Source organism: Syntrophomonas erecta subsp. sporosyntropha, from assembly GCF_055395365.1.
Genome location: NZ_AP042459.1, coordinates 2,010,410 through 2,031,482 on the forward strand (window position 1 = coordinate 2,010,410; position 21,073 = coordinate 2,031,482).

Annotated in this window: 24 protein-coding genes; 23 read left to right on the forward strand and 1 reads right to left on the reverse strand. The window is 43.6% G+C overall.

Going from position 1 to position 21,073, the window contains the following annotated elements; all coding sequences use genetic code 11:
* Positions 1–9 precede the first annotated feature (9 nt).
* From ACZ5Q0_RS09725 to lysA, 21 genes are all read left to right on the forward strand, one after another.
* Positions 10–1,233 carry a homocysteine biosynthesis protein gene (locus tag ACZ5Q0_RS09725; RefSeq protein ID WP_446818215.1) on the forward strand — a complete coding sequence of 408 codons (1,224 nt, stop codon included), beginning with the start codon at positions 10–12 and terminating at the stop codon, positions 1,231–1,233.
* 17 nt (positions 1,234–1,250) lie between these two features.
* Positions 1,251–1,676, forward strand: coding sequence for an NIL domain-containing protein (locus ACZ5Q0_RS09730; RefSeq protein WP_446818214.1), 426 nt, complete (start codon positions 1,251–1,253; stop codon positions 1,674–1,676).
* A gap of 4 nt (positions 1,677–1,680) precedes the next feature.
* Positions 1,681–2,448 (forward strand): UPF0280 family protein, encoded by a 768-nt coding sequence (locus ACZ5Q0_RS09735; RefSeq protein ID WP_446818213.1) that lies wholly within the window; start codon positions 1,681–1,683, stop codon positions 2,446–2,448.
* 4 nt (positions 2,449–2,452) lie between these two features.
* A complete protein-coding gene (gene cysK / locus ACZ5Q0_RS09740; RefSeq protein WP_446818212.1) occupies positions 2,453–3,382 on the forward strand; it encodes a cysteine synthase A in 930 nt (309 codons plus the stop codon).
* Positions 3,383–3,387: 5 nt separating this feature from the next.
* Positions 3,388–4,134, forward strand: coding sequence for an NAD(+) synthase (gene nadE / locus ACZ5Q0_RS09745; RefSeq protein ID WP_446818211.1), 747 nt, complete (start codon positions 3,388–3,390; stop codon positions 4,132–4,134).
* Between the two features lie 18 nt (positions 4,135–4,152).
* Positions 4,153–4,824 (forward strand): methyltransferase family protein, encoded by a 672-nt coding sequence (locus tag ACZ5Q0_RS09750; protein WP_446818210.1) that lies wholly within the window; start codon positions 4,153–4,155, stop codon positions 4,822–4,824.
* Positions 4,825–4,847: 23 nt separating this feature from the next.
* Entirely contained in the window at positions 4,848–5,606 is a 759-nt protein-coding gene (locus ACZ5Q0_RS09755) for a YebC/PmpR family DNA-binding transcriptional regulator (RefSeq protein ID WP_446818209.1), read from the forward strand.
* 156 nt (positions 5,607–5,762) lie between these two features.
* The gene (locus tag ACZ5Q0_RS09760) at positions 5,763–6,329 is read left to right on the forward strand and encodes a hypothetical protein (protein ID WP_447182504.1); all 567 of its coding nucleotides are present in this window, start codon (positions 5,763–5,765) and stop codon (positions 6,327–6,329) included.
* A 226-nt stretch (positions 6,330–6,555) separates the two neighbouring features.
* A complete protein-coding gene (gene ruvC / locus ACZ5Q0_RS09765; protein WP_446818207.1) occupies positions 6,556–7,053 on the forward strand; it encodes a crossover junction endodeoxyribonuclease RuvC in 498 nt (165 codons plus the stop codon).
* Positions 7,053–7,649 (forward strand): Holliday junction branch migration protein RuvA, encoded by a 597-nt coding sequence (ruvA, locus tag ACZ5Q0_RS09770; RefSeq protein ID WP_446818206.1) that lies wholly within the window; start codon positions 7,053–7,055, stop codon positions 7,647–7,649. The genes ruvC and ruvA overlap by 1 nt, the downstream gene beginning before the upstream one ends.
* A 15-nt stretch (positions 7,650–7,664) precedes the next feature.
* On the forward strand, positions 7,665–8,690 hold the full coding sequence (ruvB, locus tag ACZ5Q0_RS09775) for a Holliday junction branch migration DNA helicase RuvB (protein ID WP_446818205.1): 1,026 nt from the start codon (positions 7,665–7,667) through the stop codon (positions 8,688–8,690).
* Between the two features lie 45 nt (positions 8,691–8,735).
* Positions 8,736–9,299, forward strand: a complete 564-nt coding sequence (locus ACZ5Q0_RS09780) for an epoxyqueuosine reductase QueH (RefSeq protein ID WP_446818204.1) — start codon at positions 8,736–8,738, stop codon at positions 9,297–9,299.
* Between the two features lie 4 nt (positions 9,300–9,303).
* Complete coding sequence (locus tag ACZ5Q0_RS09785; protein WP_446818203.1) at positions 9,304–9,531, forward strand: DUF2905 domain-containing protein; 228 nt, start codon at positions 9,304–9,306, stop codon at positions 9,529–9,531.
* Positions 9,532–9,543: 12 nt separating this feature from the next.
* Positions 9,544–10,590 carry a tRNA preQ1(34) S-adenosylmethionine ribosyltransferase-isomerase QueA gene (gene queA, locus ACZ5Q0_RS09790; RefSeq protein ID WP_446818202.1) on the forward strand — a complete coding sequence of 349 codons (1,047 nt, stop codon included), beginning with the start codon at positions 9,544–9,546 and terminating at the stop codon, positions 10,588–10,590.
* Between the two features lie 191 nt (positions 10,591–10,781).
* On the forward strand, positions 10,782–11,888 hold the full coding sequence (gene tgt, locus ACZ5Q0_RS09795; RefSeq protein ID WP_446818201.1) for a tRNA guanosine(34) transglycosylase Tgt: 1,107 nt from the start codon (positions 10,782–10,784) through the stop codon (positions 11,886–11,888).
* Between the two features lie 72 nt (positions 11,889–11,960).
* On the forward strand, positions 11,961–12,236 hold the full coding sequence (yajC, locus tag ACZ5Q0_RS09800; protein ID WP_446818200.1) for a preprotein translocase subunit YajC: 276 nt from the start codon (positions 11,961–11,963) through the stop codon (positions 12,234–12,236).
* On the forward strand, positions 12,236–12,895 hold the full coding sequence (locus tag ACZ5Q0_RS09805; RefSeq protein ID WP_446818199.1) for an HD domain-containing protein: 660 nt from the start codon (positions 12,236–12,238) through the stop codon (positions 12,893–12,895). Before yajC ends, ACZ5Q0_RS09805 begins: the two co-directional genes overlap by 1 nt.
* A gap of 27 nt (positions 12,896–12,922) precedes the next feature.
* The gene (gene secD / locus ACZ5Q0_RS09810) at positions 12,923–14,128 is read left to right on the forward strand and encodes a protein translocase subunit SecD (protein ID WP_446818198.1); all 1,206 of its coding nucleotides are present in this window, start codon (positions 12,923–12,925) and stop codon (positions 14,126–14,128) included.
* A 12-nt stretch (positions 14,129–14,140) separates the two neighbouring features.
* Positions 14,141–14,980: a protein translocase subunit SecF gene (secF, locus tag ACZ5Q0_RS09815; RefSeq protein ID WP_446818197.1), complete on the forward strand. Its 840-nt coding sequence runs from the start codon at positions 14,141–14,143 to the stop codon at positions 14,978–14,980.
* Between the two features lie 263 nt (positions 14,981–15,243).
* Positions 15,244–15,543, forward strand: a complete 300-nt coding sequence (locus tag ACZ5Q0_RS09820) for a LapA family protein (RefSeq protein ID WP_446818196.1) — start codon at positions 15,244–15,246, stop codon at positions 15,541–15,543.
* Between the two features lie 188 nt (positions 15,544–15,731).
* Positions 15,732–17,027, forward strand: a complete 1,296-nt coding sequence (gene lysA / locus ACZ5Q0_RS09825; protein ID WP_446818195.1) for a diaminopimelate decarboxylase — start codon at positions 15,732–15,734, stop codon at positions 17,025–17,027.
* Positions 17,028–17,052: 25 nt separating this feature from the next.
* On the opposite strand, the gene ACZ5Q0_RS09830 is transcribed toward lysA, so the two are convergent.
* The gene (locus ACZ5Q0_RS09830) at positions 17,053–17,547 is read right to left on the reverse strand and encodes a DUF2889 domain-containing protein (RefSeq protein WP_446818194.1); all 495 of its coding nucleotides are present in this window, start codon (positions 17,545–17,547) and stop codon (positions 17,053–17,055) included.
* A 235-nt stretch (positions 17,548–17,782) separates the two neighbouring features.
* Here ACZ5Q0_RS09830 and ACZ5Q0_RS09835 point away from each other — a divergent pair, with 235 nt between their 5' ends.
* Together ACZ5Q0_RS09835 and ACZ5Q0_RS09840 are read left to right on the forward strand one after the other, a co-directional pair.
* Positions 17,783–20,419 (forward strand): CBS domain-containing protein, encoded by a 2,637-nt coding sequence (locus ACZ5Q0_RS09835; protein WP_447182505.1) that lies wholly within the window; start codon positions 17,783–17,785, stop codon positions 20,417–20,419.
* On the forward strand, positions 20,403–21,023 hold the full coding sequence (locus ACZ5Q0_RS09840) for a site-2 protease family protein (protein ID WP_446818192.1): 621 nt from the start codon (positions 20,403–20,405) through the stop codon (positions 21,021–21,023). Before ACZ5Q0_RS09835 ends, ACZ5Q0_RS09840 begins: the two co-directional genes overlap by 17 nt.
* The last annotated feature ends 50 nt before the right edge of the window (positions 21,024–21,073 follow it).

A 21,073-nucleotide genomic window follows, 5' to 3' on the forward strand; every position in this document is an offset into this window, starting at 1 on the left:
GGGAAAACAATGGCCGTTCAAAAGAGCTATGAGGAAATCAATGAGAAAATTCGCCGGGGAGAGGCAGTAGTTGTAACGGCAGAAGAAGTGATTGACATTGTGGAGGAAAAAGGTCTTAGTGAGGCGGCCCGGCAAATTGATGTTGTTACTACCGGTACTTTTGGTCCTATGTGTTCTTCAGGTGCTTTTATCAATTTTGGCCACTCTAAACCGCGCATTAAAATGAAAAAAGTCTGGTTAAATGGGGTCGAAGCTTACACCGGTATCGCAGCGGTTGATGCTTATATTGGTGCGGCCCAGCTGCCGGAAACTGATCCGGAAAACAAGGTTTATCCGGGTAGATTTAGCTATGGTGGTGGTCATGTTATTCATGATCTGGTGGCAGGCAAGGAGATCCGCCTGGAGGCGGTTGCCTATGGTACTGACTGTTATCCTAATAAAAAAGTAGATACTATTATTACTATTCAGGATGTGAATGAAGCTTTTCTTTTTAATCCGCGTAATGCTTACCAAAATTACAATTGTGCAGTGAACCTGGGAGATCGTCCTATTTATACCTATATGGGGATATTAAAACCTCATATGGGAAATATCAGCTATTCTACCTCTGGGCAGCTTAGCCCGTTGCTTAATGATCCCTACTATAAGACTATTGGCATAGGTACCCGGATATTTTTGGGGGGAGGAACTGGTTATGTAGCCTGGAATGGTACCCAGCATCATCCTAATGTACCCCGGGGAGAAAATGGAGTGCCGGTAACCTCAGCCGGGACCTTGGCAGTTATTGGTGATCTTAAGCAGATGGATTCAAACTGGCTGGTAGGTTTAAGTTATATCGGTTATGGGGCTACTATGGCGATAGGAATTGGTATACCTATACCGATACTTGATGAGGAGATCCTGTACCATACTGCAGTAAAGGATGAGGATATACTTTGTACAGTAGTTGATTATAATGAAGGCTATCCATATAGCAAACCCATCGATCTGGGAGTAGTAAATTTCCGGCAGTTAAAAAGCGGCCGGGTTAATATAAATGGTAAAGAGATTATCACTACCCCTCAATCCAGTTATCCTCGGGCTAGGCGGATAGCTAATATACTTAAAGAGTGGATTGGAAAGGGGCGTTTTGAACTGACCAGGCCGGTGGCCTCGCTACCCGGGGCAGATGCGAAAATTGAGTTCAAGTCGATTCCTGAACGCTCGCCTAATGGTGTGTTCTTTAAACGCTAACAAGAGGAGGGCTAATAATGAAAAACCGGATCGTATGCTATTTCAGTGCGGCCCAATCAGAGCAGCCTCTTATATACCGCCTGGTAAGAAATTATGATTTAATAGTCAATATTATAAAAGCTGACATTAATCCTCAGAAGGAAGGATACTTGGTGATGGAAGTGGAAGGTAGTCGGGAACAGTATGACCAGGGAGTGGAGTTTCTCAAGAACCTGGGAATAATGGTGGAACCATTAAGTGAAACGGTTATTTGGGAGCCGGAAACCTGTATTCAGTGTGGAGCCTGTGCTTCTTTTTGTCCTACGGAAGCCCTGGCTATTGACCGAGCTACTATGGAAGTATCTTTTGAAAATTCCCGGTGTGTAGTATGTGAAATGTGTTTGGATTGTTGCCCTACCAGAGCTATAAAGTTATACTTTGAAATCAAGGAGGCGGCTTCCTAAAAGGATGGAGAAGGGTGCTTTCAGATATGTGGAGCGGGACTACCGCCGATGGCATGAAGGGAGAAATCTGCGCTATTTTCAGGTAAAGATAAAGGAAACGGATCTTAATATCGGGGTAGATCATAAAAGCTATAATAATCACCTGGAGGAAATCTGCCGCCAGGAGGTGATTAAATTGCGGGCTGATCTGCAGGCTTATATGTCTATTCATCCCGGATTTAAGGAGGCACTATTCCCGGTAACTCTCTTACCTGGGGCTAGTCCTATAGTAAAGAGTATGGCTGAGGCAGCCTGTGCTGCAGGAGTAGGACCGATGGCCGCCGTAGCCGGGGCTATTGCCGAAAGGGTAGGGACTAAATTATTATCTGCTCCGGTAGAAGAGGTAATCGTAGAAAATGGCGGGGATATATATATACATGCTAAAGATACCCGGGTTGTAGCTGTTTTTGCCGGTGATTCTCCCTTTAGTTACCGGATAGGGGTCCGGGTTATGGCCCGGGAAACCCCGCTGGGAATATGTACTTCATCAGGAACGGTTGGCCATAGTCTTAGTTTTGGTCAGGCTGATGCTGTAGTGGTGAAGGGCTTTCCGGTAGCTTTAGCTGATACAGTGGCTACCCGGGCCGGTAACCTTATAAATGATGAGTCCGACTTAATGAAAGCCGTGGATTTGGCTAAAACTATACCAGGAATTACAGGTATCCTGGCCATAAAAGGGGAGAAGATGGCGGTCTGGGGAAAGATGGAGATAGTACCGTTCCCAAGGAGGTAGAAAAATGAAAGTAGTTGACAATGCATTAGATTTGATTGGACAGACGCCGATTGTTAAAGTCAACCATATGCTAGATGATGACGCCGGCCAGGTTTATATAAAACTGGAAAGCTATAACCCGGGTGGGAGTATTAAAGATCGTCCTGCATTAGTCATGATCGAACAGGCGGAACAACGGGGGTGGCTGGGTACTGGTTCCATTATTCTGGAAGCAACCAGTGGTAACACAGGAATAGGCCTGGCTATGGCGGCCTGTATAAAAGGTTATCCTATTGTTATGGTTATGCCGGAAAATATGAGCGATGAAAGGAAAAAAATCCTGAGAGCTTATGGTGCTAAATTGGTATTAACCCCGGCGGAAAAGGGCATGTCCGGGGCAGTAGAAGTGGCTAACCAGATGGTCCAGGAAAACCCCCATTATTATATGATAAAACAATTTGAAAATCCGGATAATGTATTAAGTCATGAGATGACTACTGGGCCGGAAATACTGGAACAAATGGGAACAGAATTAGATGCCCTGGTCTGTGGTGTAGGAAGTGGAGGGACCCTTACCGGGATAGCCCGGGTTTTAAAACCGGCCATTCCTAAAATACAGATTGTAGCAGTGGAGCCTTATTCTTCGGCAGTATTAAGTGGTAAACCGGCAGGACCCCATAAAATTCAAGGGATTGGGGCAGGATTTATTCCCCCAGTGTTGAATATTGACATGATCGATAGAATAATGACGGTAAAGAATGAAGAGGCTATCCAGACCTGCCGGGAACTAGCCCGAAAAGAAGCCTTGTTAGTGGGTATTTCTTCCGGCGCAGCTGTCAGTGCTGCACTGAAGGTAGCCCGGGAAATGGGAGCCGGTAAAAAAATACTGGCGATTGCTCCCGATGGAATAGATAAATATTTATCCACGGATTTATTGAAGGTTGAGGAGGAGTAGTTACCATGAAAGCGGAAGCTGTTACTGAATATCTGGTAAACTGGCTGCGGGAAAAGGTAGAGGGAGCCGGGGCTTCAGGAGTCGTCCTGGGGGTCAGCGGAGGGGTTGATTCCGCCGTAGCGGCAGTAATTGCCAAAAAGGCATTTCCGGATCGGTGTTTAGGTTTAGTACTTCCCTGTGAAAGTCAGGTATCAGATCTGATGGATAGCCAGCTTCTATTGGAACAGTTTGACATACCTTATCATATCGTGGATCTGGATAACGCTTATAATTTCCTTTTTACCCTATTTGAATCTTATATTAAGGTTGATGGTCAGGTGGGGCAATTGCTGCGCGCTAACATAAAGCCCCGCCTGCGTATGCTTACGCTTTATTATTCAGCTCAAGCCCGTAATTATTTGGTTTTAGGAACTAGTAATCGCAGTGAATTAATGGTAGGATATTCTACTAAACACGGTGATGCCGGAGTAGATCTGCAGTTGCTGGGGGGATTATTAAAATCCCAGGTTTATGAACTGGCCCGCTATTTAGAAATACCGGTAGTGATCATTAATAAAGTTCCATCAGGTGGATTATGGCCGGGACAGACTGATGAGGGCGAGATGGGATTAACCTATGAACAGTTAGACCACTACCTAGCCAGCGGCCAGGGTGATCCTGAAGTTGCACAAAAAATTGAACAGCTTATTAAAACTAGTGAGCATAAGCGGCACATGCCGCCTATCGCCGATATCCCCGGGGATATTGTCTGATATCGGGAGGGTTGAAAATTGAACTCACGGCAAAGAAATGTTTTAATCAGGATGATTTTAGCGGTGGGTGTATTTGCTTATGTGGGCTACCTGGCCTGGCAGCAACTTCCTCCTTTTGATTTTAAGGTAATCGCCAGTTTTGTCGCTTTGTATCTATCATGGGCGATTCTGTCGGAAACGGTTATTTATAAAGATCCCGGTGATTTCGTAATCGAAGACGATGATCGCCGCTCCTACCTTTACTTGCAGCTCTCTTTTTTAATCGCCTTGTTTTATGCTACTATAGATTTCGTAGAATACCATTTTACCAGAATGATAGCAGCAGAACCTTATATAATATTTATTGGTTTTGGTCTTTTTATTATTTCCTGTGGAATACGCTGGTGGGGATTTAATTCCATTGGACCCTATTTTAATCCCCGGGTGGCGGTCTACCAGAACCACCAGTTAATAACCAGCGGAGCTTACCGGAATATTAGACACCCTTTATACCTGGGATCACTAATATCGTTTATGGCTATTCCGGTAATTTTCAGTTCCTGGGGAGCCTTGTTAATAATGGTGCTGGCAACTATACCCGCTTTAGTATACAGAATAAGGGTAGAGGAAGAATTCCTTTTACAGTATTTTGGTGATAGTTACCGGGAATACATGCAGCACACCAGCCGACTTATTCCTGGTATTTGGTAAATAGTATGGCAGGAGGTTAGCAAATGGCCGGACATTCAAAATGGGCCAATATTAAACATAAAAAGGCCCGGTCAGATGAGAAAAAAGGTAAAGAATTCACTAAAATTGCTAAAGAAATAACCATAGCAGTACGTAGCGGAGGCGGTGGTGATCCTGAAGCTAATTCAAAACTGAAACTGGCCATTCAAAAGGCCAAGGCTATAAATATGCCTAATGACAATATTAGCCGGGCTATTAAAAAAGGTACCGGTGAAATACAGGGGGATGCCCTGGAAGAGTTAATTTATGAGGGATATGCTCCCGCCGGGGTAGCGGTTATGCTGGAGATTGCTACCGATAACCGTAACCGGACTGCTTCCGAAATACGTCATCTTTTCTCCAAGCATAATGGCAACCTGGGGGAAACCGGTTGTGTAGGCTGGATGTTTAAACGGGCGGGAGTAATTACCGTTAATAAGGATACTCTCAACATGGATGAAGATGAGTTTATGCTCAAACTGCTGGATTTAGGCGCAGAGGATGTACGTGATGAGGGAGATGTTTATGAAGTAGTTACCTTCCCCGAGAGCTTTATGGAAGTTAAAGAAGCTATGGAAACGGAAAACATCGCCATCGAGGAGGCGGATTTAGAAATGCTTCCTGAAAATACCGTGGACATAAACGATGCGGAAATGGCGACTAAGATAATAAAGCTGATTGATCTTTTAGAAGATCATGATGATGTGCAAAATGTCTATACTAATATGTCCATTCCTGATGAAGTTATGGAAAAATTAGAATAACTAGAAGGAAGCAAGGGGAAGCAAGAGACCAGCTAACTGGTCCTTTTGCTTCCCCTTTCCATTTATTGACGATTTCTTATATCATCTCGTGGAACAGTTCAGCCATGTATAAAATACAATAAAATGGTAAGAATTTAAGCGAGGTGATGGTGCACCATGAAAAAATCAATTTTATTTATTACGGCGGCTGTTTTGTTAGTGGGATTTGCTTTAGGAACTTTAGCTGCTAATTTATATAAAAAAATAGATACTGATCGGGGACCACAAAAACCAGTACTGGGAGTGGAAGAAAAACGATGGGTGGTTAATGAGGATACGCAAATTGTTTACGAACAGGAATATACTCGGTGTGGTCATGTAGTTATTTCTGAATTCAAAGATCATCAGTCTTTAGTAGGTAAGTCTCTAGATGAAATAAAGCTGGTTTACCGTCCGGAAAATGGATACCAGGTTTATGAGCAGGCTGGAGCTTTGATAATACACCAGCAGTTGGATGCTTGGTGCCCGCAGGATCAAGAAAAATATCGTTTGAAAGAATATAATGGCCGGGTAGCTATATTTAAGGGACCTGATGCGGAGCATGATGTTTTGTTAAGGGTAACCCGTTTACCTATGGAGGCATTGCCTGAAAAGGTTCAAAATGATATTCGCTGCGGAAACCTGGTATTTGACAATGAACAAGCCCTTAATGATGCTCTGGAAAATCTGGATGAATATGTGTAAGCTCAGGATAAAATATATTACCCGGGGAGAAAGGCGCTGTTTGGAAAGCAGTAACCTAATTTTATTTTTATAAAGTATATAAAGTATATGTTTATAAAAAAGACAAGGTAGACAAGGTTAAAATATCCCTTGTCTTTTTTTGTGGGCAGTAATAGCCATGATCACCAGCAATCTGTTACAGTATTATAAGGAATAATGAAAATAACGAAATAAAAGGTGTGAGTTAATGCTGGTACTGGGAATTGATCCGGGGACAGCCATTACCGGTTATGGTTTGGTGGAGGGTCAGGGGAGTCGGGAACGTCTGGTGGATTATGGAACTGTATTAACCTCGGCCGGTATGGAAATGCCGGCTCGCCTGTGTATTATCCAGCAGGAATTGGCCCAGGTTATCGATAAATACCGTCCTCAGGCGATGGCGATTGAGCAGATATACTACCATAAAAATGCAAAAACAGTAATTACGGTGGCCCAGAGCCGAGGGGTGGCTATAGTGACCTCAGCCAGTGCCGGATTGCCGGTTTATGAATATACTCCCCTGCAGGTTAAACAGTCGGTAGTAGGATACGGACAGGCTGATAAAAAGCAGGTACAGTTAATGGTGCAGCGAATTTTACGGATGAAAGAAATTCCCCGGCCGGATGATGCTGCTGATGCCCTGGCTATTGCTTTATGTCATCTTCATTCCTATCGTTTAAATGGTTTAAAAAAGGGTGGTTGGTAATGTTAGCCTTTATTAAGGGGACTTTATTTGAGATAAGGACGGAATCAATTGTGGTGGAAGTGAATGGATTAGGGATGGAGGCGATAGTATCTTTAAGAGATATGACTCGTCTGCCCCGGATGGGTAGTTCACTTTTAGTCTTCACCTACCTGCAGGTATTAGATAATGAATTTAAGCTGTATGGTTTTATAGAACATGAGGAATTAGACCTTTTCCAACTATTAATGGGAGTATCAGGGATCGGGGCCCGGGCGGCTATGAATATTTTGAGCCATCTGAGTCCGGGTGAATTTTATACAGCGGTGGCCAGCCAGGATGAAAAGACCCTTACCCGGGTACCTGGTATTGGTAAAAAAACTGCCCAGCGATTGATGTTTGAACTAAAAGATAAGGTTAAAGACAATATTCCCCTGACCGTGGATACTACCGCCAACAGCGGGATTAATGAAATATTAGAAGCCCTGGAAGTGTTAGGTTATGGGCGTAATGAGGTTTTTCCGCTGCTGGTAGATTTACAGGAAAAGAATCAACTGGCTGAGTCAGTGGAGGATAATATTAAATTAGTACTGAAACTAAAGGCCCGGTCAACCCGATAGAAAGGGGAGGGAAAATTGGCGGAAGAAAGATTAATTTCAGCGAATGTATTGGAAGAGGATATGGCTGAAACCACTATCCGACCATTACAACTAGATGATTATATAGGCCAGGATCGGGTTAAGGAGAACATAAAAATATTTATTTCTGCTGCTCTTGAAAGAGGGGAGAGTCTGGACCATGTATTATTAAGTGGTCCGCCTGGGCTAGGAAAGACTACCCTGGCAGCAATTATTGCTAATGAATTAGGTAATCCTATTCGTAAGACTTCTGGGCCAGCTATTGAAAGACCGGGAGATCTGGCCGCTATTCTTACTAATCTGGAACCGGGGGAAATTCTATTTATAGACGAAATTCATCGTTTAAACCGGGCCGTGGAGGAAATCATGTATCCGGCCATGGAGGATTTCGTTATTGATATTATCATTGGTAAAGGCCCAGCCGCTCGTACTTTGCGTCTGGATTTGCCTCCCTTTACCTTAATCGGTGCTACTACTCGTCCCGGATTATTGAGCTCGCCTTTACGGGATCGATTTGGTATCATAAGTCGTTTAGATTTTTATTCACCCGAAGATCTGGCTGCTATTATTACCCGGGCGGCGACGATTTTAGGGATTGCAATTGAACCTGAAGGGGCTTATGAAATAGCGGTGCGTTCCCGGGGAACCCCCCGGGTAGCTAACCGCTTGTTGCGCAGGGTCAGAGATTATGCTCTGGTGAAAGCCGGGGGGACGATAACCCGGGCCACAGCTAAAAAGGCTTTGCAGATGCTGGAAATAGATGAATGGGGCCTGGATACCGTGGACAGAATGATATTAGAGGCTATAATTGTCAAATTTGCAGGTGGACCAGTGGGACTTGAAACTCTGGCAGCAGCAGTCTCAGAGGAACATGATACAGTAAGTGATGTATACGAACCTTACCTGTTAAAAATGGGGTTGATTCAAAAAACACCCCGGGGTAGAATTGCTACTGAACGTGCTTTTCAGCACCTGGGGTTACCCTATGGAGCTAAGACTGAGGAAGGTGGCCTTTTCGAATAGTTGTAACCAGATAGTGGGTAGAGGGATTTTTAGGATGTGATTATTATGCCCAAAGTATTATTGCATATTTGTTGTGGACCTTGCGCTACTTATCCTTTACCCTGGTTAAGAGAACAAGGCTATACTGTTATGGGCTATTTCTATAACCCAAATATTCACCCTTATACTGAGTATGTCCGGCGCCGGGAAGCCCTGGAGGAATATGCCCGGCAGGTAGACCTTAAGGTAATCGTGGATGAGCGTTATAATCCAGTGGAATATTTTCAGGCTATCGCTTACCGGGAAAAAAAACGCTGCCTGTTTTGTTACCAGATGCGTTTGGAGCAGGCGGCTCATATTGCCAAAAAGGGTAAGTTCGATTTTTTTACCACTACTTTGCTGGTAAGCAAATATCAAAAGCATAACCTCATAAGGGAAGTGGGGGAAGCGGTAGGGGAAAAATACGGGGTACCTTTTTTATACCATGATTTTCGGGAAGGATTTAAGGATACCGTAACCCGTTCCCGGGAAATGGGGCTTTATCGTCAACAGTATTGTGGCTGCTTATATAGTGAAATGGAACGCTATGCCCCCCGGGAACTAGTTAAAAATGTTTTTCATACGGGGTGATGGTATGGGTCATATGGAAGGATTGGCTAGGCTTCTTATTTATATCGGCCTGTTTATTTTGGTAATGGGAATAATTTTACTGGGGCTGTCCCGTTTAGGGGTTACTGGATTTAGGCTTCCGGGAGATATATATATTCGCCGGGAGAACTTCACCTTCTTTTTCCCGATAACTACCATGTTACTCATCAGCCTGGTGCTTACAATTTTGTTCAACTTACTAGGGCGCCGTTAAAAGGAGATGAAAGTGATTACCGAAAAAATATATGATCTGAACAGCTACCAGTATGACCTGCCCCGGGAATTAATAGCTCAGTATCCGGTTGAACCTCGGGATAGTGCCCGCCTGTTAGTGGTGGATCGGCAATCCAGGCAATTTACCGATGCTGTTTTCCGGGATATTACTGCTTATATTAAGCCAGGTGATACCCTGGTTCTTAATGAAACCAGGGTAATTCCGGCCCGGCTGTATGGATTTAAGGATACCGGGGCTCGGGTGGAAATATTACTGCTCAGGCGAGGTCTGCAGGGTTGGGAGGCCCTGGTGCGTCCGGCTAAACGGCTTAAAAAGGGGACTAAAGTATTTTTCCCGGATAGCATGGTAGAGGTTGAAATCATCGACTATTTAGAAATAGACGGGGGGCGGTTAATTGCTTTTAATCACTGTCCGGATGAAGATGCTTTTATAAATCAGGTGGGGCATATGCCCCTGCCACCATACATAAACCGGGAAGCTGATCAGTACGATAACCAGCGTTATCAAACCGTTTTTGCCCGGCAGACGGGATCAGCAGCAGCCCCTACAGCAGGGCTGCATTTTACTGAAACGCTTATTAAAAATTTACAGGGCAAGGGCGTAAATCTGGCCACAGTAGTTCTTCATGTGGGACTAGGCACTTTTCGTCCTGTTACCAGTCAGGATATTCGTCAGCACCAGATGCATTCCGAATATTATGAAGTTGATGATCATACTGCCCAGCTGCTAAATGAAACTCGGCAAAACGGGGGGCATATTGTGGCAGTAGGTACTACAGTAGTAAGAACCCTGGAATCGATCTATGATCAAAAAAAGGGGTTCGTGGCAGGTAGAGGGGAAACAGCTAAATTTATCTATCCAGGGTATACTATGAAAGCTATTGACTGGTTGATAACTAACTTTCACCTGCCGGGCTCATCCTTAATTATGCTGGTAGCTGCCCTGGCTGGTTTGGATTTGACCCGGGAAGCTTACCGGCATGCGGTAGAAGAAAAGTATCGTTTTTTTAGTTATGGTGATGCCATGCTGATTAAATAACCTTTAAAACTTTATTGTGAAACCTGCGGATTGGTAGGCATGCCTACGATATTTGACGATGTCAGCAGGTTTGGTGGAAATATTCTGACAGGTATAGTAATGAAAAGTGGTTCAGGGTGTCTGGTCCCATGTTAGCTGGATTAAATACGTTATTATTAAATAGAACTTAAGCATGATCAGGAGGAAATAATTTGCTGCATTTTACCGTTACCTGCCAAGATAATGAAACTTCGGCTCGCCTGGGTAGACTTAAGCTCACCCATGGTGAGGTGGAAACGCCTATCTTTATGCCGGTTGGTACGCAGGCCACTGTTAAAACCCTTACCCCGGAGGAATTGGATGATATTGGAGCAGGTATTATATTATCGAACACCTACCACCTTTACCTGCGACCCGGGGAGGATTTAATTGAAAAAGCCGGTGGATTGCATAAATTTATGAACTGGAAGGGGAACATTTTAACAGATAGTGGTGGATTTCAGGTATTTAGCCTGAGTAAACTGCGCAAAATTACCGATGAGGGGGTTGAGTTTCGGTCCCATATTGATGGCTCCCGCCATTTTTTAACCCCGGAGCGGGTGATGGAAATAGAACAAAGGTTAGGGGCTGATATAGCCATGTGTTTTGATGAGTGTGCTCCCTACCCATGTTCCTATGAGGAAGCTCTGAATTCCGTGGAACGAACTAGCAACTGGGCCGGCCGGTGCCGGGAAGCCCATAAGAGAGAAGACCAGGCTTTGTTTGGTATAATTCAGGGGAATGTATTTCCTGACCTGCGGGAAAAAAGTGCCCGGTATCTTGTAGCCATGGATTTTCCCGGCTATGCCATCGGTGGGCTAAGTGTAGGGGAACCAAAGGAAAAAATGTATGAGATTCTGGAAATAACCCATCAGCTTCTGCCCCGGGATAAACCTCGTTACCTGATGGGAGTAGGGGAACCAGAGGATTTAGTTGAAGGGGTAAAGAGAGGGGTAGACATGTTTGACTGTGTCTTACCTACCCGTCTAGCCCGGCATGGGACTGCTTATACCCATCAAGGTAAGATTACTGTACGCAATGCCGCCTATGCGGAAGATTTTTCTCCAATTGATAATAAATGTGATTGTTATGTCTGTAAAAATTACACCCGGGCCTATTTACGGCATCTTATCAAAGCGGAAGAGATTCTGGCAGCACGATTGCTAAGTTATCATAATATTTACTTTCTGGTCAGGTTGATGGAAAATATAAGAAGTGCAATCAGGAAAGGCGATTTCGCAAGCTTTTACCATAACTTTTTTCAACAATACAGGTTTTAACAAAAGGATTTTAGCATTAAAGGGCGAAATCGTATAAAGTTTTGATGTTTTTAAAGGAGTGATTTATTAAAAATGCAGGGCAATCAAGGTTGGTATACGGTATTAATTTATTTCGGCGTGTTTCTGGGAATATTCTACCTTTTTATCATTCTGCCCCGGAAGAAACAGGATAAGAAACATGAGGATTTACTGGGCAGCTTAAGAAAAGGTGAGAAGGTAGTTACCATAGGTGGGATGAAGGGTGAAGTTGCCCGGATTAAAGATGAAACCATAATGATTCGGGTTAATGATAATACCGAAATTGAGTTTCTGAAAAAAGCGATTGCTTACCGGGTTGAGGATGAATAATGATCACCCTTCAGGATATCAAAAATAACCCGTTGATAAATAGCTTTATCGACAAAGGTAACGAGCATTTAGGGGTAATGGGGTTTACTGATCATGGGCATCTTCATCTATCCCTGGTAAGTTATCTTAGCCGGGAAATTATGATCAGACTAGGCTATGATCAGCGTACGGCTGAGCTGGCTGGCATAGCCGGTTATATGCATGATATTGGTAATGTAATTAATCGTAATGGGCACAGCCAGAGTGGGGCCTTAATGGCTATGGAGATACTGGGACGTATTGGCATGGATTCTCGTGAAGTTGCTATTATTGGTGGTGCGATAGGTAATCACGATGAGGGAAGTGGGCATCCTGTAAACGAAGTAGCTGCTGCACTTATACTGGCCGATAAGTCACATGTTCACCGTAACCGGGTTCGTAATCAGGATGTGGCTACCTTTGATATCCATGACAGGGTTAATTATGCAGTAGAAGATTCATCTCTACTAGTTGACGAAGATGCTAAAATCATTACAATGAAATTGGCTATTGATACTAGCATTTGTCCGGTTATGGAGTATTTTGAAATTTTTCTGAGCCGAATGTTGATGTGCCGCAGGGCTGCTAATTTTCTCGGTTGTGAGTTCGAGCTTATCATCAACGGGGCAAAACTTTTGTAGGAGTTGTTGGAAGGAGGACTTTAGGTAGTGCAAAAGAATACCAGTATTTCTATTGTAGCTGCCATCATAGTAGCCCTTGGCCTGCTGGTATATTTTATCAACCAGCCTATTTTAAACAATATTAATTTAGGATTGGATTTGCGGGGCGGACTACGTGTGGTATTGGAAGCACAAGAAAAACAAGGGGAGAAAATTACCCCTGATACTGTTCAAAAAGCAGTAGGAATTTTACGCAACCGTGTCGATAACCTGGGGGTTAAAGAGACTACATTGTACCCGCAGGGTGACAAAAGGGTTGTTATCGAAATAGCTGGGGAAAAGGATCCGGAAAAAGCAGTTGATGTACTTAAAAACACTGCCCAATTAGAGTTTTGGGATGAGAGTGGACAGGTTCTTTTAACCGGAAAAAACTTAAAAAATGCTGAGGCAAGAATGCGTCAGGATACGCAGATGGCTGAGGTTCTACTGGAGTTTGATAAAGAAGGGGCCCAGCTGTTTGCGGAAGCAACTGCGGCTAATGTGGGCAAACCACTAGTGATTGTACTGGACAAGGAAATCGTTAGTGCGCCTACGGTACGCCAACCTATTACAGATGGTAATGCAGTAATCGAGGGAAATTTTACCTCGAAAGAAGCTCAAGATCTGGCGGTACTATTACGTTCAGGTGCCTTGCCAGTCACCTTTAATGTGATGGAGAAGCGCTCTATAGGTCCTACGCTAGGAGCTGATTCCTTGGAAAAGAGTGTTAAGGCAGGATTAATCGGTCTTATTGCCGTTTTGATATTTATGATCGGTTATTACCGTCTACCGGGAGTGGTAGCCGATATATCGTTGATAGTATATGCCTTACTGGTTTTAGGAACTATGTCACTTTTGGGGGCGGTTCTAACCCTACCTGGTATAGCGGGTTTTGCACTATCAGTTGGTATGGCAGTGGATGCTAATGTCATCATATATGAGCGTATAAAAGAAGAGCTGCGGCTGGGTAAAACACTTCATTCGGCTATTGATTCCGGATTTAAGCGGGCCTTCTGGACTATATTTGATGCTAATATTACTACTTTGATTACGGCGGGAGTTCTCATGTACTTTGGGACGGGCCCCATCAAGGGCTTTGCGGTAACCCTCTCGATTGGTATTATCGCCAGTATGCTGGTTGCGTTGACATTTACCCGGTATATGCTGGTTCTGTTTGGGAATATCACCAAGAATCAGAAACTGTACGGCGTGTAAGGAGGGGGACCCATGCAGATCATTCAGAAGAGAAAATGGTTTTATATTCTATCATTAGTGATTATCATTCCAGGTTTAATCTCCTTGCTCATGCAGGGGTTAAACTTGGGTATAGACTTTAAAGGTGGTTCGATACTTCATATTAGAATGGAGTCTACTGTAACCTCGGCTGATATGCGGACCACATTAAAAGGGCTGGAGCTTGGTAAATCCGAAGTACAAAAAAGTGGTAATGAATTCTATATTCGTACCCAGGAGTTAAATCAGGAAGAAACTAATAATCTGATGTCCGTCCTGCGGGAAAAGTTTGGGCAGGTTGAATTTCTAAGTGCGGAAAGTGTAGGAGCTACCATAGGCAGTGAATTAACTCGTAATGCGGTATTGTCTTTATTAATAGCGGCGGTATTGATGTTAATTTATATTACCGTACGTTTTGAATGGACATTTGGGGTAGCTGCTGTCGTAGGTATTATCCATAATGTTCTGATTGTTTTAGGCTTATTTTCGATCTTTCACTGGGAAGTCAATAGTGCCTTTATTGCAGCTATGCTGACGATTATCGGATACTCTATAAATGATACCATTGTTATTTTCGACCGGGTCAGAGAAAACCTGCGCATGAAGAAGAAAGAGGATTATATTAATCTGCTTAATCGTAGTATTATGCAAACCCTTAACCGTTCTGTAAATACGGTATTAACCTCGATCTTTCCTCTGATTACGCTTTACCTATTTGGCGGAGTAACCATAAAGATTTTCGTCTTGGCCATGCTGATAGGCTTTATAGTAGGGGCTTATTCCTCTATATTTATTGCCAGCCCGGTATGGTACGATCTTAAAAACCGGGCTTAATCCAGGAATTTAATAAGCTAAACCAAAAAGGGGCTTCGTCTTTCGACGAAGCCCCTTTTCGTTGTACGTCCGGCATGGGCGTAACGGGTGAAAGTCCCTAGTGCCAAGCAGGGACGTTCCTGTTGCTTCCCTTAGGTATGATCTTGTGAAGATACCAGGAGAGGGAAGCAAAGGGACCGTCCCCCTGCTTCCGACTAATTAAGAGGATTTATTTACCGGGAGGCGAATTATGAAATAAAACAATATAGAAGAGAGGAATGATAATGACAGCTTATTTACTAGGTGCATTGGCATTTGTACTAGGTTTAGTCATATTTGTTTTTCAAAATACCTCTCCTGTAACGGTTCATTTTATAAGCTGGGTTTCACCGGAAGTTTCGTTGGCGATAGTGGTATTGCTGGCAGTTTGTGCCGGTGCCTTAATCACCTTCCTGGTGGAGAGTTTTCGCTATTTTAAAGTAGCCCGGCAGATGAAAGACCTGATTAATAAAAATAAAAAGCTGCAGGATGAAATAACCGGCTTAGAAAAAGAATTGGCCGGGCGCAGCAATCTGGATAATTGAGAAAATAATGGGTACTAAAAGATATGCTTGGATAAGCTGTAAAGGGGAACTTTCCTGTTTCATCTTAACTATTGTATAATGTATAACCATGATAGTAACATTGACGTTTGTCGAAAATTAGTGTTAAAATAACCACGATTTACGATGTTTTAAAGGGAGAGTGACTGGCTTTGCATCTTACCGGGAGCATGAAAATAAACAGCCGGGGACATCTAGAAATAGGCGGAATCGATGTGCTGGATCTGGTTAAGGATTTTGGTACGCCTTTATGGGTTATAGATGAGCAGGGATTTCGCCAGAACTGTCGCAGTTTTAAGGAAGCATTTCAGAAGATGGGGGATGCCCTGGTAGTTTATGCCAGCAAAGCTTTGAGTAATACTTCCATTTGTAGGATGGCTGCTCAAGAAGGCCTGGGGTTGGATGTGGTGTCTGGCGGAGAGCTGTATACTGCTCTGCAAGCCGGTTTCCCGGTTGAAAAAATATATTTTCATGGTAATAACAAAAGCCCGGCGGAAATTGCAATGGCATTGGAAGCAGGTATCGGGCGGATGGTTGTGGATAATTTCTATGAATTGAAACTTTTAAGTCAAATATGTCAGGCTAAAGATTATACACAGGATATATTATTACGAATTACTCCTGGTGTGGAAGCCCATACCCACGAGTTTATTAAAACCGGCCAAATAGATTCCAAGTTCGGCTTTACCCTGCCTGATGGTCAGGCCTTAAAGGCGGTACAGGCTGCTCTGGATACTCCCGGAGTAAATTTGGTAGGTTTACACTGTCATATAGGCTCACAAGTTTTTGATATGGGTTCTTTTCGCCATGCCGGTAGTCTGATGATGGACTTTATGGGGGAAGTAAAACAGCATACCGGTCATGAGTTTTCCGAACTAGACCTGGGCGGCGGCTTTGGTATTTTTTACTGTTACGGGGATGAACCTGCTGATCCGGTAAGTTGGGCTGAGGCAGTAATGCCAACTGTCCAGGAAAAAGCCCGGGAACTTAATATTCCAGTACCCCGGGTGATAGTAGAACCAGGAAGAGCTATCTGTGGGCCGGCAGGAATCACACTATATACTATCGGTTCATCTAAAGAAATACCTGGGATACGTAAATATGTTGCTATAGATGGTGGCATGACTGATAATATTCGACCAGCACTTTATGAGGCTTGTTATACAGCCATAGTGGCTAACAAGGCTGATCAGGATAGTGAAGAAGTAGTATCGATTGCAGGGAAATGTTGTGAGTCAGGGGATATGTTGATAAGGGATGTAAACCTTCCCCGGGTAGCAGCCGGTGATGTACTGGCGGTATTTGCCACTGGTGCTTATGGTTATACTATGTCCAGTAACTACAATCGTCTGCCTCGTCCCGCGATGGTTCTGGTAAATGAGGGGGCAGCCGATCTTATACTGCGCCGGGAAACCTATGAAGATATATTAAGAAATGATATAATTCCCGCCAGGTTAAAAAAATAGAGGTGGCCCATAAACCACCTCTATTTTATTTATGCTTTTTTTCCATGAAGCTCCTTTGCACCTGGTTAACAGAATCTTCATAAACCCCGGGTTGGGACCAGTATATGCATTTATTTTTAAAAAGAATATCCCAACTAGCCCACCGGTTAGCATAATCGTCCTTTTCTACCCAGTCCGGAATCTCCCGGGATGCGGCCTGGAGAGCTGCTTTAATGGAGTTAAGGATCATATCAGCCAGGTGCATACAACCCTGGGGTCCTATTACCTTCCTGTTTAACACCCGATGAAATCCCGGGCCTACCTGTTGGCCGATTATATTAGTAATACTATTTAGCCCCTGGTGACAAATGTCAAAGGGGGTACCTAATCCCCGCGCTTCAGCTTCATCTATCTGAAAAGTGTAATAATTAAAAACCAGGCGGGTTTGTAGATGGTGCACATCATCTTTCCATTCACCTAATATTTCATAGCCTACTTTGGGAATATCCCTTACTTGATATCTTTCAATTTGTTCATACATTATATTTTCCTCCTAATATACCGGAGTAGCCCGGATGAAACTATTAACGGGACGAGATGCCAGTCATGGGCCGACTTTTTTCGTAGTCTAACTAATTGCTGTTGCCATTGATAATAACATTTTAATATTATTGGTGTATAGAAAATACTGATTCGGATTAGATGAAATTCCATAAAGTACTACCACCCCGGCAGGTATGATATAATTCAGGTATCTAAAATGGGGGAGAATATGTGTGGATATAATAACTTCGCATAATGCACTTGATTTTGATGGATTGGCTGCTATGGTGGCAGCAGGTAAACTATACCCATCAGCAGTAAAGGTTTCTTGTGGGACTCTTTCTAAAAATGTAAAGCAGTTTATGGCCCTTTACAAAGATTCTCTCATAATAAGAACTCCGAAAGAAATCAATCAGGATAAGGTTACCCGGATGATTGTGGTCGATACGGCTAACCCTTACCGATTAGGAAAGTTAAAGGATCTAGCTTTAAAAACCGGTATGGAATTTTATGTTTATGATCATCATCCCGCTGCTGCCCACGACCTGACTGGACCGGTGGTTGAAATTCATAAGGTCGGAGCAGCTACTACTATATTGGTGGAAAAAATTATCGAAAAAAACATTGATATAAGTTCATTTGATGCTACTATTCTGGCCTTGGGAATATATGAAGATACCGGCAGCATGCTATTTTCGTCTACTACACCGCGGGATGTGTCGGCAGTTGCCTGGTTATTAAGCCGGGGTGCTAATCTGGGTGTAGTGGCGAATTTTATGGATCAACCATTTTCAGGGGAGCAGCGTCATATTTTACAGGAATTATTGAATTCGGCTCGTCACTACCGGGTCAAGGATGTTGATGTAGTTTTAGCTACCCTGGAGGGAGATGACTTTATACCTGGTCTGGATGCGGTAGTTTTCCGGCTGTTTGAGATGGAAAATTGTGATGCGGTTTTTGTCATTGCGAAAATGCAAGGTAAAGTTCATACCGTAGGCCGCAGCCGTACCAGTAATGTGCGTATTAATGAAATTGTAAAAACTTTGGGAGGGCGGGGGCATGAAAAAGCTGCCTCCGCAGCTACCAAAGGGGTAACTACTGGCGAAGTTGTCGATCTAGTATTAAAACAGTTAGGTGAACATGTAAACCCCGGATTATTAGCCCAAGACATTATGTCAACTCCGGTAAAATCTGTTCCCAAGCATATCAGCATGGAAGAGGCAGGACGCATTATGCTGCGCTATGGTCATACCGGTATGCCGGTAGTAGAGGGCGAGAAAATGGTCGGGGTTATTTCTCGCCGTGATGTTGACAAAGCTCGCATTCACCAGCTGGGACATGCCCCGGTAAAAGGTTTTATGACTACATCGGTACTATCAGTTACCCCGGAGACTACTGTCAGCGAAATCCAGCGGTTGATGGTAGAGTATGATATTGGAAGATTACCGGTGGTAGACGGTGAACGCCTGGTGGGGATTGTATCCCGTACTGATATTCTGCGTACCCTGCATGGGGAAGATTATCCCGAGGATCATCAGGTGCTATATTCACTTTCAGGTGAGGAAGTAGAAAATTGTGCGGAATTAATGCAGGAAAGACTGCCGGCCCGCTTAATTTCTATGCTGCGTTTAGCTGGGGAATTGGCTGATCAGCATGGTAGTATTATTTACTGTGTAGGTGGTTTTGTCCGGGATTTGTTTTTGCAAGTGCCTAACTTTGACCTGGATCTGGTTGTAGAAGGTGATGGGGAAATCATAGCCCGTGGCCTGGCACAACGATTAGGGGGAAAAGAACGTATTCATCCACGGTTTAAGACTGCCGTGGTAGATTTACCTGATGGGACTAAAATTGATGTGGCAACTGCCCGCACTGAATATTATGAATTTCCCGCTGCCCTGCCCACAGTAGAAAAATCCTCAATACGTGAAGATATGTACCGGCGGGATTTTACGATTAATACCCTGGCTATATGTCTTAATCATAACCGCTTTGGCAACTTGATTGACTATTTCGGGGGGCGCAAGGATCTGGAAAACGGTTGTATTCGTATATTATATAACCTCAGCTTTGTGGAAGACCCTACCCGTATTTTGCGGGCTATTCGCTTTGAGCAGCGTTATCAATTTACCATCGAAAAAGACACCCTGCGTTTTGCCCGTGATGCTATTGACCGCAACATGCTGGGTAAATTGTCTTACCGGCGTATACTGCAAGAACTAATTTTAATTCTCAGTGAAAGGGATCCGGTGCCGGCACTGGAAAGAATGAAAGATATTGGAGTCTTAAAGTATATACTGCCGGAGGTTAAGCTGGAAGATGTAAGCCGGACTATGCTTAAACGCCCCCCGATAGTTACCAGCTGGTGGTTGGAACGTTACCATCAAACCAGTTTAAAAAGCTGGCTGGTATATATAATGATCATTTTATCTTCACTTGATGAAGAACAGGTAAACGAGATAATAGAACGTTATGCTCTGGATAGCTATGCACGCCGGTGTATAGCTGAATCCTTGCAAATCCCTGAATTACTTAAGTGGTTTAACAGCAGCCCGCTATTACCCAGTCAATTACATGATGTTTTACACAACTGGACTGATGAGGGGATAGTCTATTTGCTGCTTTGTATTAGAGACGAGGATATCTGGGAAGCTGTTGTTCGCTATTTAGATGCTAGGAATCAGACTAAAGTGGAAATTACCGGCCATGATCTAAAAAGATTAGGACTGAAACAGGGCCCTATCTACCGGATGATTCTTGATGAACTATATCGGAATAAACTAAATGGACTACTGAAAAATCGCGAGGCAGAACTGCAACAGGTTAAAATCTGGATTAAGGAGGAAAAATTTGCCCATGTCCTGGATAGCTGAAACTCTAATATGGCTGCCGGCCATTTTAATAGCTTTAACTTTTCATGAATATGCCCATGGACGGGTAGCTAGCTTTTTAGGTGATGACACCCCCTATTATCAGGGGCGTTTAACCTTAAATCCTTTTCCCCATATTGATTGGGTAGGTTTTTTAATGCTGCTGCTGTTTAAATTTGGCTGGGCTAAACCTGTACAGGTAAACCCATATAATTTTAAAAAAACTGGTATTAAGCAGGGCATGATGCTGGTATCGCTGGCAGGACCGGGGATGAACATACTTCTGGCCTTTATTGGTATGATAATACTGAAATGGCTCTTACCTTATCAGGCAATGGAATGGGGGCAAATGGCGATTGCCTTGTTATACCCCCTGATTCAAATTAACCTTATTCTGGCCGCTTTTAATCTTATACCGGTTCCGCCCCTGGATGGAGCTAAAATACTGGCCGGCCTGCTTCCTGATCGGGGAGCAGCATTAATCTACCAGATGGAGCAGTACGGTATGCTTATTTTATTGCTGCTTATTGTAACTGGTATTACCGGAAAGATTCTATGGCCGCTGGCTAATTTCATGTATGGGATTATTTATACGATAGTCTTTTAATGGCTTAATAAGACCAGTTTAGGTTTTACCTGAACCTACCACAGGAGGAA

Bases quoted from the DNA above. Each gene is read 5' to 3' on its own strand.
- ACZ5Q0_RS09805 (WP_446818199.1), top strand. From the start codon at position 12,236: ATGATCACCCTTCAGGATATCAAAAATAACCCGTTGATAAATAGCTTT.
- ruvA (WP_446818206.1), top strand. From the start codon at position 7,053: ATGTTAGCCTTTATTAAGGGGACTTTATTTGAGATAAGGACGGAATCA.
- ACZ5Q0_RS09840 (WP_446818192.1), top strand. From the start codon at position 20,403: ATGTCCTGGATAGCTGAAACTCTAATATGGCTGCCGGCCATTTTAATA.
- ACZ5Q0_RS09780 (WP_446818204.1), top strand. From the start codon at position 8,736: ATGCCCAAAGTATTATTGCATATTTGTTGTGGACCTTGCGCTACTTAT.
- ACZ5Q0_RS09830 (WP_446818194.1), bottom strand. From the start codon at position 17,547: ATGTATGAACAAATTGAAAGATATCAAGTAAGGGATATTCCCAAAGTA.
- ACZ5Q0_RS09760 (WP_447182504.1), top strand. From the start codon at position 5,763: ATGAAAAAATCAATTTTATTTATTACGGCGGCTGTTTTGTTAGTGGGA.
- ACZ5Q0_RS09730 (WP_446818214.1), top strand. From the start codon at position 1,251: ATGAAAAACCGGATCGTATGCTATTTCAGTGCGGCCCAATCAGAGCAG.
- cysK (WP_446818212.1), top strand. From the start codon at position 2,453: ATGAAAGTAGTTGACAATGCATTAGATTTGATTGGACAGACGCCGATT.
- secF (WP_446818197.1), top strand. From the start codon at position 14,141: ATGCAGATCATTCAGAAGAGAAAATGGTTTTATATTCTATCATTAGTG.
- lysA (WP_446818195.1), top strand. From the start codon at position 15,732: ATGAAAATAAACAGCCGGGGACATCTAGAAATAGGCGGAATCGATGTG.
- ruvC (WP_446818207.1), top strand. From the start codon at position 6,556: ATGCTGGTACTGGGAATTGATCCGGGGACAGCCATTACCGGTTATGGT.
- yajC (WP_446818200.1), top strand. From the start codon at position 11,961: ATGCAGGGCAATCAAGGTTGGTATACGGTATTAATTTATTTCGGCGTG.
- nadE (WP_446818211.1), top strand. From the start codon at position 3,388: ATGAAAGCGGAAGCTGTTACTGAATATCTGGTAAACTGGCTGCGGGAA.
- ACZ5Q0_RS09755 (WP_446818209.1), top strand. From the start codon at position 4,848: ATGGCCGGACATTCAAAATGGGCCAATATTAAACATAAAAAGGCCCGG.
- ACZ5Q0_RS09820 (WP_446818196.1), top strand. From the start codon at position 15,244: ATGACAGCTTATTTACTAGGTGCATTGGCATTTGTACTAGGTTTAGTC.
- ACZ5Q0_RS09785 (WP_446818203.1), top strand. From the start codon at position 9,304: ATGGGTCATATGGAAGGATTGGCTAGGCTTCTTATTTATATCGGCCTG.
- ACZ5Q0_RS09735 (WP_446818213.1), top strand. From the start codon at position 1,681: ATGGAGAAGGGTGCTTTCAGATATGTGGAGCGGGACTACCGCCGATGG.
- ACZ5Q0_RS09725 (WP_446818215.1), top strand. From the start codon at position 10: ATGGCCGTTCAAAAGAGCTATGAGGAAATCAATGAGAAAATTCGCCGG.